The sequence below is a fragment of the Leclercia sp. 29361 genome, assembly GCF_011290365.1.
GTDB lineage: Bacteria > Pseudomonadota > Gammaproteobacteria > Enterobacterales > Enterobacteriaceae > Enterobacter > Enterobacter tamurae.
In genome coordinates, this window is sequence record NZ_CP049786.1 from 4,885,031 (window position 1) to 4,897,926 (window position 12,896).

The 12,896-nt window shown below is 54.8% G+C and carries 7 protein-coding genes, 1 tRNA gene and 2 rRNA genes; 2 read left to right on the forward strand and 8 right to left on the reverse strand.

The window, feature by feature from the left end; translation table 11 throughout:
• Positions 1 to 59: 59 nt before the first annotated feature.
• The 3 genes from G7090_RS23375 to G7090_RS23385 form a co-directional block, all read right to left on the reverse strand.
• Positions 60 to 2,967 (reverse strand): 23S ribosomal RNA (locus tag G7090_RS23375).
• A 209-nt stretch (positions 2,968 to 3,176) separates the two neighbouring features.
• Positions 3,177 to 3,251, reverse strand: a tRNA-Glu gene (locus G7090_RS23380).
• Positions 3,252 to 3,338: 87 nt separating this feature from the next.
• Positions 3,339 to 4,878: ribosomal RNA gene (locus tag G7090_RS23385) — 16S ribosomal RNA — on the reverse strand.
• The 16S and 23S rRNA genes sit together here with 1 tRNA gene alongside, the layout of an rRNA operon.
• Positions 4,879 to 5,358: 480 nt before the next feature.
• Here G7090_RS23385 and G7090_RS23390 point away from each other — a divergent pair.
• Positions 5,359 to 6,051 (forward strand): FadR/GntR family transcriptional regulator, encoded by a 693-nt coding sequence (locus G7090_RS23390; protein ID WP_166184988.1) that lies wholly within the window; start codon positions 5,359 to 5,361, stop codon positions 6,049 to 6,051.
• A 21-nt stretch (positions 6,052 to 6,072) separates the two neighbouring features.
• Positions 6,073 to 7,500 (forward strand): multidrug transporter subunit MdtD, encoded by a 1,428-nt coding sequence (mdtD, locus tag G7090_RS23395; RefSeq protein ID WP_106995523.1) that lies wholly within the window; start codon positions 6,073 to 6,075, stop codon positions 7,498 to 7,500.
• On the opposite strand, the gene rbsR is transcribed toward mdtD, so the two are convergent.
• The 5 genes from rbsR to rbsA form a co-directional block, all read right to left on the reverse strand.
• Positions 7,466 to 8,458, reverse strand: a complete 993-nt coding sequence (gene rbsR / locus G7090_RS23400; protein ID WP_166184991.1) for a ribose operon transcriptional repressor RbsR — start codon at positions 8,456 to 8,458, stop codon at positions 7,466 to 7,468. The two genes, mdtD and rbsR, sit on opposite strands and share 35 nt — an antisense overlap.
• Before the next feature lie 3 nt (positions 8,459 to 8,461).
• Positions 8,462 to 9,391 carry a ribokinase gene (rbsK, locus tag G7090_RS23405; protein WP_166185552.1) on the reverse strand — a complete coding sequence of 310 codons (930 nt, stop codon included), beginning with the start codon at positions 9,389 to 9,391 and terminating at the stop codon, positions 8,462 to 8,464.
• Positions 9,392 to 9,499: 108 nt separating this feature from the next.
• Positions 9,500 to 10,390, reverse strand: a complete 891-nt coding sequence (gene rbsB / locus G7090_RS23410; protein ID WP_166184994.1) for a ribose ABC transporter substrate-binding protein RbsB — start codon at positions 10,388 to 10,390, stop codon at positions 9,500 to 9,502.
• 27 nt (positions 10,391 to 10,417) lie between these two features.
• Positions 10,418 to 11,383 carry a ribose ABC transporter permease gene (gene rbsC, locus G7090_RS23415; RefSeq protein WP_106995525.1) on the reverse strand — a complete coding sequence of 322 codons (966 nt, stop codon included), beginning with the start codon at positions 11,381 to 11,383 and terminating at the stop codon, positions 10,418 to 10,420.
• A 4-nt stretch (positions 11,384 to 11,387) separates the two neighbouring features.
• Entirely contained in the window at positions 11,388 to 12,893 is a 1,506-nt protein-coding gene (gene rbsA, locus G7090_RS23420) for a ribose ABC transporter ATP-binding protein RbsA (protein WP_166184997.1), read from the reverse strand.
• Positions 12,894 to 12,896: the final 3 nt, after the last annotated feature.

Below are 12,896 nucleotides of genomic sequence, written 5' to 3' on the forward strand. Positions count from 1 at the left end.
GTAATCTGTATCAGCTGAAAATCGTCTTCTCAAGTCCGCCGAAACAGCTTCGGCGTTGTAAGGTTAAGCCTCACGGTTCATTAGTATCGGTTAGCTCAACGCATCGCTGCGCTTACACACCCGACCTATCAACGTCGTCGTCTTCAACGTTCCTTCAGGACCCTTAAAGGGTCAGGGAGAACTCATCTCGGGGCAAGTTTCGTGCTTAGATGCTTTCAGCACTTATCTTTTCCGCATTTAGCTACCGGGCAGTGCCATTGGCATGACAACCCGAACACCAGTGATGCGTCCACTCCGGTCCTCTCGTACTAGGAGCAGCCCCCCTCAATTCTCCAGCGCCCACGGCAGATAGGGACCGAACTGTCTCACGACGTTCTAAACCCAGCTCGCGTACCACTTTAAACGGCGAACAGCCGTACCCTTGGGACCTACTTCAGCCCCAGGATGTGATGAGCCGACATCGAGGTGCCAAACACCGCCGTCGATATGAACTCTTGGGCGGTATCAGCCTGTTATCCCCGGAGTACCTTTTATCCGTTGAGCGATGGCCCTTCCATACAGAACCACCGGATCACTATGACCTGCTTTCGCACCTGCTCGAGCCGTCACTCTCGCAGTCAAGCTAGCTTATGCCATTGCACTAACCTCCTGATGTCCGACCAGGATTAGCTAACCTTCGTGCTCCTCCGTTACTCTTTAGGAGGAGACCGCCCCAGTCAAACTACCCACCAGACACTGTCCGCAACCCGGATTACGGGTCCACGTTAGAACACCAGCCATTAAAGGGTGGTATTTCAAGGTTGGCTCCACGCAGACTGGCGTCCACGCTTCAAAGCCTCCCACCTATCCTACACATCAAGGACCAGTGTTCAGTGTCAAGCTATAGTAAAGGTTCACGGGGTCTTTCCGTCTTGCCGCGGGTACACTGCATCTTCACAGCGATTTCAATTTCACTGAGTCTCGGGTGGAGACAGCCTGGCCATCATTACGCCATTCGTGCAGGTCGGAACTTACCCGACAAGGAATTTCGCTACCTTAGGACCGTTATAGTTACGGCCGCCGTTTACCGGGGCTTCGATCAAGAGCTTCGCGTTGCCGCTAACCCCATCAATTAACCTTCCGGCACCGGGCAGGCGTCACACCGTATACGTCCACTTTCGTGTTTGCACAGTGCTGTGTTTTTAATAAACAGTTGCAGCCAGCTGGTATCTTCGACTGATTTCAGCTCCACGAGCAAGTCGCTTCACTTACCATCAGCGTGCCTTCTCCCGAAGTTACGGCACCATTTTGCCTAGTTCCTTCACCCGAGTTCTCTCAAGCGCCTTGGTATTCTCTACCTGACCACCTGTGTCGGTTTGGGGTACGATTTGATGTTACCTGATGCTTAGAGGCTTTTCCTGGAAGCAGGGCATTTGTTGCTTCAGCACCGTAGTGCCTCGTCATCACACCTCAGCGTTGAATAAGGTTCCGGATTTACCTGGAACCTCCGCCTACATGCTTAAACCGGGACAACCGTCGCCCGGCCAACATAGCCTTCTCCGTCCCCCCTTCGCAGTAACACCGAGTACAGGAATATTAACCTGTTTCCCATCGACTACGCCTTTCGGCCTCGCCTTAGGGGTCGACTCACCCTGCCCCGATTAACGTTGGACAGGAACCCTTGGTCTTCCGGCGAGCGGGTTTTTCACCCGCTTTATCGTTACTTATGTCAGCATTCGCACTTCTGATACCTCCAGCAGACCTCACAGTCCACCTTCGACGGCTTACAGAACGCTCCCCTACCCAACAACGCATAAGCGTCGCTGCCGCAGCTTCGGTGCATGGTTTAGCCCCGTTACATCTTCCGCGCAGGCCGACTCGACCAGTGAGCTATTACGCTTTCTTTAAATGATGGCTGCTTCTAAGCCAACATCCTGGCTGTCTGTGCCTTCCCACATCGTTTCCCACTTAACCATGACTTTGGGACCTTAGCTGGCGGTCTGGGTTGTTTCCCTCTTCACGACGGACGTTAGCACCCGCCGTGTGTCTCCCGTGATAACATTCTCCGGTATTCGCAGTTTGCATCGGGTTGGTAAGCCGGGATGGCCCCCTAGCCGAAACAGTGCTCTACCCCCGGAGATGAGTTCACGAGGCGCTACCTAAATAGCTTTCGGGGAGAACCAGCTATCTCCCGGTTTGATTGGCCTTTCACCCCCAGCCACAAGTCATCCGCTAATTTTTCAACATTAGTCGGTTCGGTCCTCCAGTTAGTGTTACCCAACCTTCAACCTGCCCATGGCTAGATCACCGGGTTTCGGGTCTATACCCTGCAACTTAACGCCCAGTTAAGACTCGGTTTCCCTTCGGCTCCCCTATACGGTTAACCTTGCTACAGAATATAAGTCGCTGACCCATTATACAAAAGGTACGCAGTCACACCACGAAGGTGCTCCCACTGCTTGTACGTACACGGTTTCAGGTTCTTTTTCACTCCCCTCGCCGGGGTTCTTTTCGCCTTTCCCTCACGGTACTGGTTCACTATCGGTCAGTCAGGAGTATTTAGCCTTGGAGGATGGTCCCCCCATATTCAGACAGGATACCACGTGTCCCGCCCTACTCTTCGAGTTCACAGCAGGTGTATCTTCGTGTACGGGAGTATCACCCTGTACCCTGCGACTTTCCAGACGCTTCCACTGACACACATGCTGATTCAGACTCTGGGCTGCTCCCCGTTCGCTCGCCGCTACTGGGGGAATCTCGGTTGATTTCTTTTCCTCAGGGTACTTAGATGTTTCAGTTCCCCTGGTTCGCTTCGTTAAGCTATGTATTCACTTAACGATAGTGCAACGGATTGCACTGGGTTTCCCCATTCGGAAATCGTCGGTTATAACGGTTCATATCACCTTACCGACGCTTATCGCAGATTAGCACGTCCTTCATCGCCTCTGACTGCCTAGGCATCCACCGTGTACGCTTAGTCGCTTAACCTCACAACCCGAAGATGTTTCACTTCTGATTGCGAAAATTTGAGAGACTCGAACACACCGCTTATCTGCTCTTATTACGGAGAGCAGACACAGTGTGTCGTTTCAATTTTCAGCTTGATCCAGATTTTTAAAGAGCAAATATCTCAAACATGACTTAACAGTCAGTTTTGAGATACTGATTGGTTGTGCCTTTCACTCACACCCAGCAAGTGGCGTCCCCTAGGGGATTCGAACCCCTGTTGCCGCCGTGAAAGGGCGGAGTCCTAACCGCTAGACGAAGGGGACACGATGTGTCACGACTTCGCAGCCGTCTTGCTCGTTACTTTTCATCAGACAATCTGTGTGAGCACTACAAAGGCAGGTTCTTTAAGGTAAGGAGGTGATCCAACCGCAGGTTCCCCTACGGTTACCTTGTTACGACTTCACCCCAGTCATGAATCACAAAGTGGTAAGCGCCCTCCCGAAGGTTAAGCTACCTACTTCTTTTGCAACCCACTCCCATGGTGTGACGGGCGGTGTGTACAAGGCCCGGGAACGTATTCACCGTAGCATTCTGATCTACGATTACTAGCGATTCCGACTTCATGGAGTCGAGTTGCAGACTCCAATCCGGACTACGACGCACTTTATGAGGTCCGCTTGCTCTCGCGAGGTCGCTTCTCTTTGTATGCGCCATTGTAGCACGTGTGTAGCCCTACTCGTAAGGGCCATGATGACTTGACGTCATCCCCACCTTCCTCCAGTTTATCACTGGCAGTCTCCTTTGAGTTCCCGGCCGGACCGCTGGCAACAAAGGATAAGGGTTGCGCTCGTTGCGGGACTTAACCCAACATTTCACAACACGAGCTGACGACAGCCATGCAGCACCTGTCTCAGAGTTCCCGAAGGCACCAAAGCATCTCTGCTAAGTTCTCTGGATGTCAAGAGTAGGTAAGGTTCTTCGCGTTGCATCGAATTAAACCACATGCTCCACCGCTTGTGCGGGCCCCCGTCAATTCATTTGAGTTTTAACCTTGCGGCCGTACTCCCCAGGCGGTCGACTTAACGCGTTAGCTCCGGAAGCCACTCCTCAAGGGAACAACCTCCAAGTCGACATCGTTTACGGCGTGGACTACCAGGGTATCTAATCCTGTTTGCTCCCCACGCTTTCGCACCTGAGCGTCAGTCTTTGTCCAGGGGGCCGCCTTCGCCACCGGTATTCCTCCAGATCTCTACGCATTTCACCGCTACACCTGGAATTCTACCCCCCTCTACAAGACTCTAGCCTGCCAGTTTCGAATGCAGTTCCCAGGTTGAGCCCGGGGATTTCACATCCGACTTGACAGACCGCCTGCGTGCGCTTTACGCCCAGTAATTCCGATTAACGCTTGCACCCTCCGTATTACCGCGGCTGCTGGCACGGAGTTAGCCGGTGCTTCTTCTGCGAGTAACGTCAATTGCTGAGGTTATTAACCTCAACACCTTCCTCCTCGCTGAAAGTACTTTACAACCCGAAGGCCTTCTTCATACACGCGGCATGGCTGCATCAGGCTTGCGCCCATTGTGCAATATTCCCCACTGCTGCCTCCCGTAGGAGTCTGGACCGTGTCTCAGTTCCAGTGTGGCTGGTCATCCTCTCAGACCAGCTAGGGATCGTCGCCTAGGTGAGCCATTACCCCACCTACTAGCTAATCCCATCTGGGCACATCTGATGGCAAGAGGCCCGAAGGTCCCCCTCTTTGGTCTTGCGACGTTATGCGGTATTAGCTACCGTTTCCAGTAGTTATCCCCCTCCATCAGGCAGTTTCCCAGACATTACTCACCCGTCCGCCACTCGTCACCCGAGAGCAAGCTCTCTGTGCTACCGTTCGACTTGCATGTGTTAGGCCTGCCGCCAGCGTTCAATCTGAGCCATGATCAAACTCTTCAATTTAAGTTTGATGCTCGTGAATTAAACTTCGTAATGAATTACGTATGTTCACTCAGAGACTTTGGTATTCATTTTTCGTCTTGCGACGTTAAGAATCCATGTCACTTTGAGTGCCCACACAGATTGTCTGATAAATTGTTAAAGAGCAGTGCAACGCGGCTTTCGCTCACCGTTGCGAGGTCCCGTATAATACGTTTTCCTCATTCAGAGTCAAGCAATTATTTTCGCTTTTCTCCGCCGGCATTCATCTCTGAAGCCTGCTGTCACGGCGGTTTGTAATCCGTTGTTCCGTGTCAGTGGAGGCGCATTATAGGGAGTTCTTCGGCAGTGACAAGAGTAAATTTAAAAAAACTAATCAACCGTGCTTTTTTTCACCAAAAGACCCATCTTTTAGCCAGAAATTGCGCTAATTGTCGTTTTACCAACCACAACTATCCTGCAGATGGCATACTTACTAGCATTAAGAATCAAGGAATATGCGTTATGCCTTTGAGCGCGCAACAGCTGGCGGCACAAAAAAACCTCTCCTATGTACTGGCAGAAAAGCTGGCACAGCGGATTCTGGCGGGTGAATACCTGCCAGGTAGCATCCTGCCGGGCGAACTGGAACTGGGTGAGCAGTTTGGCGTAAGCCGAACTGCCGTGCGTGAAGCCGTCAAAACCTTAACCGCGAAAGGGATGGTGCTTCCCCGTCCGCGCATCGGTACGCGCGTGATGCCCCAGGGCAACTGGAACTTCCTCGATCAGGAGCTACTCTCCTGGTGGATGACGGAAGATAACTTCCATCAGGTCATCGATCATTTCCTGGTCATGCGCAGCAGTCTGGAGCCGCAGGCCTGCCTGCTGGCCGCCACGATCGGAACGGCAGAGCAAAAAGCGCGGTTAAATACTCTGATGGATGAGATGGTGCATCTGAAAAAGCACTTCAACCGGGAACGCTGGATAGAAGTGGATATGGCCTGGCATGAGCATATCTATGAGATGAGCGGTAATCCGTTCCTGACCTCTTTTGCCTCGCTCTTTCATTCTGTCTATCACACCTACTTTACGTCTATTACTCAGGACGAGGTGGTGAAGCTGGATTTACACCAGGCTATCGTTGATGCCATTCAGGATAGCGACGGGCTACGCGCCATGATGGCCAGCCAGACACTGCTTGCCACACCAGCACAATAGTCATAAACAACAGGAATTCGAATGACAGTAAAAAAAGCGCGCAGCATGGCGGGTTTGCCATGGATCGCGGCAATGGCTTTCTTTATGCAGGCGCTGGACGCCACCATCCTCAATACCGCTCTCCCGGCGATTGCCGAAAGTCTTAACCGTTCTCCGCTGGCCATGCAGTCAGCCATCATCAGTTATACCCTGACTGTTGCGATGCTGATCCCGGTGAGCGGCTGGCTGGCCGATCGCTTCGGCACGCGGCGTATCTTTATGCTGGCGGTTACCTTATTTACGCTGGGGTCGCTGGCCTGCGCACTCTCCAGTTCACTGGGCGAGCTGGTTGTGTTCCGGGTGATTCAGGGAATTGGCGGCGCGATGATGATGCCGGTCGCGCGTCTGGCGCTGCTAAGAGCCTATCCGCGCAGCGAACTGTTGCCGGTACTTAACTTTGTCACTATGCCGGGCCTGGTCGGGCCGATCCTCGGGCCGGTACTGGGGGGCGTGCTGGTCACCTGGGCCAGCTGGCACTGGATCTTCCTTATTAATATTCCGATTGGCGTCGCCGGTCTTTTCTATGCCCGCAAATTTATGCCGAACTTCACCACCCCGCGGCGCAAATTCGATATGGGCGGGTTCTTCCTGTTTGGACTGAGCCTGGTGCTGTTTTCCAGCGGCATGGAGTTGTTCGGTGAGAAAGTGGTGGCCACCTGGCTGGCCGTCTCCATCATCTTCAGCGGTATTCTTCTTTTTCTTCTTTATATACGTCATGCGCGTCGTCATCCTACGCCGCTGATTTCCCTCTCGCTGTTTAACACGCGCACCTTCTCGGTGGGTATTGCCGGAAACATCGCTTCACGTCTGGGTACCGGGTGTGTTCCCTTCCTGATGCCGCTGATGCTGCAGGTCGGGTTCGGTTATCCGGCGCTGATCGCCGGCTGCATGATGGCGCCTACCGCGTTGGGTTCGATTCTGGCGAAATCCGGCGTGACCCAGCTGTTACGCCGGGTGGGATACCGCAGGACACTGGTCGGCGTGACGGTATTTATTGGCGTGATGATTGCGCAATTCTCACTGCAGTCGGCCGCGCTGCCGATATGGATGCTGATCCTGCCGCTGTTTGTACTGGGGATGGCGATGTCCATCCAGTTCACCTCGATGAACACCATTACCCTGGCCGATCTCAGCGATGAGAACGCCAGCGGCGGCAACAGCATGCTGGCGGTGACGCAGCAGCTGTCGATCAGTCTGGGAGTGGCGCTGAGTGCGGCGGTGTTGCGCTTTTATGAAGGGTTCGGCGGTACGAATACTGTCGAACAATTCCACTCAACCTTTATCACCATGGGCGTGCTGACGGTGATCTCGGCCCTGGTCTTTATGCTGTTAAAACCTAAAGATGGTCGTAACCTCATTAAAGAACGGCACAAACCTAAACAGAACCCCGTTCCATCAGAACAGGAGTAAGCTGCAGCCGCTGTGGTTGCAGTGCGGGCTGGGTGATACGGTGGATCAGCACATCAATAGCCAGCTCGCCCAGTTCATCCTTGGGCTGATGAATAGTGGTGAGCGGCGGCGTCATATACTGCGCCAGTTCGATATCGTCATATCCCACCACGGCGATATCGTCCGGGACACGAAGCCCCGCCTGATAGAGCGCCTGATAGGCCCCCACGGCCATCGCATCATTACCAATAAACACCGCCTGAGGGCGATCTTTCTGCGCCAGTAAGGACTGCATCGCCTCAAACCCGCCGCTAAATTCAAAGTCACCGGTGATTTGATACCCGTCAGGCACCGGAAGACCGGCGCGCGCCATGGCGACCAGAAAACCTTCCAGCCGCAGGCGGGCAGGGGTTTTATCCAGCGGACCGGTAATGCAGGCGATGCGGGTATGCCCTTTATCAATCAGATGCTGCGTCGCCATGTCCCCACCCAGCAGCGAGTTATCCTGAATCAGATCGCTGGTACCGTCGAACGGCGCCCAGTCCATCATCACCGTGGGAACGGAAGGGTAGCGCTGCATTATCTCGGGCGAGGGTTGATGCGTTTCAGTGCACAGGAGTAATAACCCGTCGACGCGCTTTTGCATCAGCGTCTCCAGATTACGGTTCATGCGCTGCTCGTCGCCTTCGGTATTACAGAGCACCAGGCTGTATCCGCGCTCAAAACAGCTGCGCTCCACGCCGCGCACCAGTTCAGAGTAAAAGGGGTTGGTACTGGCGGTGATCAGCATGCCAATGGTGCGGGTCTGGTTGAGCTTCAGACTGCGTGCCAGGGCGGAAGGCGCATAATTGAGGGTTTTAACTGCGGCTTCGACCTTCTCCCGGATCGCCTCGCTGACGAAGCGATCGTTATTAATGACATGGGAGACAGTGGAAGTAGAGACGCCCGCCATGCGAGCGACATCTTTCATTGTGGCCAAACGCTACCTCTGCTGACTTAAAAATTCATCGATCTCATTGCGCCAGGGTACAGAAGGCTGTGCGCCTGGACGAGTTACCGCAATGGCCGCCGCCGCATGGGCAAAACGAATCGCGGTATCCAGCGGCTCACCTTCCAGCAGCGCCGTGACCAGCGCACCATTAAAGGTATCGCCTGCGGCGATGGTATCAACAGCTTTCACCTTAAAGCCGGGAACGCGACGACCTTCCCCCTCGACGCTGGCCCATACGCCACGGCTGCCAAGGGTAATGATGACCGTACTGATGCCTTTCTGGTGCAGGGCTTTCGCCGCGCGCGCCGCATCGTCATCGTTTTCAACGCGAATACCCGTCAGCTTTTCGGCTTCGTTTTCGTTAGGGGTGATGATATCCACCAGCGCCAGCAACTCGTCTGATAATACACGGGCAGGCGCGGGATTAAGTACGACAGTGGTGTGATTTTCATGGGCAATTTTTGCCGCCGCCAGCACGCTTTCTACCGGCGTCTCCAGCTGCATCAGCAGCGCGTCGGCACTGGCGATACTCTCATGTTGCGCCGCCACGCGTTCAGCGGTCAGCGCCGCATTAGCACCTGCATGAATACCGATAACATTCTCACCTTCCGCGTTGACAAAAATCAGCGCCACGCCGGTTGATTCGCCTTCCACTACGCTGACCGGCGCAATATCGATGTTGTCGCTTGCCAGCTGTTTGCGCACGCGCTCACCGGTATCGTCATCGCCGGTACAGGCGATAAAGGCGATGTTTGCGCCGCTGCGTCCGGCGGCGACCGCCTGGTTTGCGCCTTTGCCGCCAAAGGCGACCTGATAGCGTTTGCCGGTTACGGTTTCGCCCGGTGTCGGGAAAGCGTCAAGGTTAAGAATGTGATCGGCATTAATGCTGCCAAGGACAACGAGCTTACCTGCGGTTTTCATCATTGAGGTGTCCATCTGAGAGTGCCACCGGGAGAACCCGGTGGCATATGCCACGCTATTTCTTTATATGTTGTCCCTCAGGCAGCCGGTAGCTGCCTGAATCGCCTATTACTGCTTGATGACCAGTTTCAGGTCAACAGGGTATTTAGCCTGAACTTTCTCGCCCTTCAGCACTTTGTCAGCAGTCTGCACGCCAGTCGCGCCGATCTGCTCAGGAAGCTGAGCAATGGTCGCAGCCAGTTTGCCATCGTTCACCGCTTTTTCACCATCAGGCGTGCCGTCAAATCCGACAACCATCACATCCGATTTGCCTGCGGTTTGCAGAGCACGCAGTGCGCCCAGCGCCATTTCGTCGTTCTGTGCGAATACCGCTTTAACGTCCGGGTGAGCGGTCAGCAGGTTCTGCATTACGTTCAGACCTTTAGTACGGTCGAAGTCTGCCGGCTGGCTGGCCAGTACATTGAATTTGTGGGCAGCAACGGCCTGCTGGAAGCCTTCGCCACGCTCACGCGCTGCGGAAGTCCCGGCGATGCCCTGCAGTTCGATAACCTTGGCACCTTCGCCTGCTTTTTTGGCGATGTAGTCACCAGCGATTTTGCCGCCCAGCACGTTATCAGAGGCAATGTGGCTGACCACTTCGCCTTTAGACGCCTGACGGTCCAGGGTGATCACCGGGATATTGGCCTGGTTAGCCATCTTCACGGCGTTACCTACTGCATCGGAATCGGTCGGGTTGATCAACAGAATTTTGGTGCCGCGAACGGTTAAGTCCTGCACGTTAGCCAGCTCTTTCGCCGGGTTGTTCTGGGAATCCAGGATCACCAGGTTGTAGCCCAGCTTGTTGGCTTCTTTCTGCGCGCCATCCTTCAGGGAGACGAAGAACGGGTTGTTCAGGGTAGAAACCACCAGCGCGATGGTATCTTTCGCCATGGCGTTTGCACTCACAGTTGCGCTCAGCGCGACAGCAGAAACCAGGGTAGCCAGTTTTTTCATGTTCATATCAAAGATGTCCTGTAGTGTCGTCAGTTACTGTTTTTTGTTGTCTACCAGTACCGCCAGCAAAATCACTACCGCTTTGACGATCATCTGGTAATAGGAAGAAACACCTAACAAATTCAAACCATTGTTCAGGAAGCCGAGGATCAGCGCACCGATCAACGTCCCTACGATACGACCTTTACCCCCTGCCAGGCTGGTACCGCCCAACACGACCGCAGCGATGGCATCCAGCTCATAACCGGTACCCGCCGTTGGCTGAGCAGAGGAGAGACGTGCCACCTCGATAATGCCCGCCAGCGAGGCCAGCAGGCCGCACAGGGAGTAGACGATAATTTTGACTTTATTGACGCTGATGCCGGACAGACGCGTCGCCGCTTCGTTACCGCCTAGGGCATAGATATAACGACCCAGACGGGTGTGATGCAACATGTACCACGCCGCGAGGAACACCAGCCCCATGATCCACACCGGCGTCGGGATACCCAGCGGGCGGCCGATACCGAACCAGCCAAACAGATCGGCGTTGTCGGTAAAGCCGGTGTTCACCGGGCTACCGTTGGTGTAGACCATGGTCACACCGCGCAGCAACAGCATCATCACCAGGGTGGCGATAAACGCCTGCACGCGGCCTTTCGCTACAATCATTCCGGTGACGGCTCCAATCGCAGCGCCCAGCGCCAGGGCCGCTGCCACCGCCACCAGCGCGTTGACTTCAATCCCTACAATTGAAGCGGCAACCGCGCCGGTGAGCGCCAGCAGGGAACCGACGGACAGGTCGATACCCGACGTCAAAATCACCAGCGTCATCCCTACCGCCATAATGGCGTTGACGGACGTTTGCTGAAGGATGTTGAACAGGTTATTTACGGTAAAAAAATTCGGGCTCATGGTGGAGACAATCGCGATCAGCACCAGCAGAGCAATCAGCGATTTTTGTTCCAGCAGCCATGCCTTAGTGAAATAGCGGCGTCCAGAAACAGCCTGGGTAGTCATCTTCTTACTCCTGATCCACGCGATTAAGCTTGCCCACAGCGGCAGCCATCAGAATTTCCTGGGTGGCCTGCTCGCGACTGAATTCACCGCCGAGATGCCCTTCATGCATAACGATAATGCGATCGCTCATGCCTAATACTTCTGGCATCTCGGAAGAGACCAGAATGATGCTCAGCCCGTCAGCCTTGAACTGGTTGATGAGCTGATAAATCTCTTTCTTGGCGCCGACGTCCACACCGCGGGTTGGCTCATCGAGGATCAGCACCTTCGGACGGGTCATCAGGCCGCGGGCAATCGCCACTTTCTGCTGGTTACCGCCGGACAGCAGACCGATCGCCTGTTCCATCGACGGGGTTTTGACGTTAAAGAGGCGGATAAAATCGCTGACGGCCTGCTGCTCGTCTTTATGCTTCAGGCTCCCACCGTTGCGGCTGAAGTAGCGCAGTGCGGTCAGGGACATGTTCTCTTTCACCGACATCCCCAGCACCAGGCCATCGCGCTTACGGTCTTCGGAGATATAGACGATACCGTTCGCCAGGCCATCCTGCGGAGAGCGGGTAACCACTTCATGCCCATCGAGCGTGACATACCCGCTGGTGCGCGGCAGGGCACCGTACAGCACTTTCATCAGTTCGGTACGGCCAGCTCCCATCAGCCCGGCCACGCCGAGGATCTCGCCCTGGCGCAGCGTAAAGGAGACGTCGTTGACGCCCGGGCCGCACAGGTTATCGACCTTCAGGCGGATATCGCCCGGCTGCTTATCAATGCGCGGGTACTGGTCTTCGAGCTTACGGCCCACCATCATCTCAATCAGCGTATCTTCGGTGAGGGTCACCACTTCACGCTCGGCAATAAACTGCCCGTCGCGGAAGACGGTCACGTCATCGCAGATCTCGAAGATCTCTTTCATACGGTGGGAGATGTAGACGATGCCGCGCCCCTGCGCTTTTAGCTCGCGGATCACGCGGAACAGAGAGTCGGTTTCGGTATCGGTGAGGGCGTCGGTCGGCTCATCCATGACGATGACCCGGGATTCGAAGCTCAGCACCTTGGCGATCTCCACCATCTGCTGATCGCCAATGGAAAGGTCACCCACCAGCCGATCGCTTTTGAAGCGCAGGTTCAGCTTCGCCAGCAGTTTGTCGGCTTCGGCATACATCTGTTTCCAGTCAATTTTGCCAAAGCGATTCACAAACTCGCGACCGAGGAAGATGTTCTCCGCGATGGACAGCTGCGGGATCAGGTTCAGCTCCTGGTGGATGATGCCGATCCCGGCTTCCTGGGAGGATTTCGGGCCGGTGAAGGTGGTCTCTTTTCCGAGCCACAGCAGCGAACCGGCATCGCGTTGATAGATGCCGGTCAGCACTTTCATCATCGTGGATTTACCGGCGCCGTTTTCACCCACCAGCGCCATCACGCGGCCGGCATAGACGTTCAGTGCGGCACCGGAGAGGGCTTTTACGCCCGGGAACGACTTATCGATCCCTTTCAGTTGCAGGAGTGCGTCCATGGT

What these genes read in the sequence shown, in the direction of transcription:
- rbsC (WP_106995525.1), bottom strand. Translation starts at nt 11,383, where the DNA reads ATGACTACCCAGGCTGTTTCTGGACGCCGCTATTTCACTAAGGCATGG.
- mdtD (WP_106995523.1), top strand. Translation starts at nt 6,073, where the DNA reads ATGACAGTAAAAAAAGCGCGCAGCATGGCGGGTTTGCCATGGATCGCG.
- rbsB (WP_166184994.1), bottom strand. Translation starts at nt 10,390, where the DNA reads ATGAACATGAAAAAACTGGCTACCCTGGTTTCTGCTGTCGCGCTGAGC.
- rbsA (WP_166184997.1), bottom strand. Translation starts at nt 12,893, where the DNA reads ATGGACGCACTCCTGCAACTGAAAGGGATCGATAAGTCGTTCCCGGGC.
- rbsK (WP_166185552.1), bottom strand. Translation starts at nt 9,391, where the DNA reads ATGAAAACCGCAGGTAAGCTCGTTGTCCTTGGCAGCATTAATGCCGAT.
- G7090_RS23390 (WP_166184988.1), top strand. Translation starts at nt 5,359, where the DNA reads ATGCCTTTGAGCGCGCAACAGCTGGCGGCACAAAAAAACCTCTCCTAT.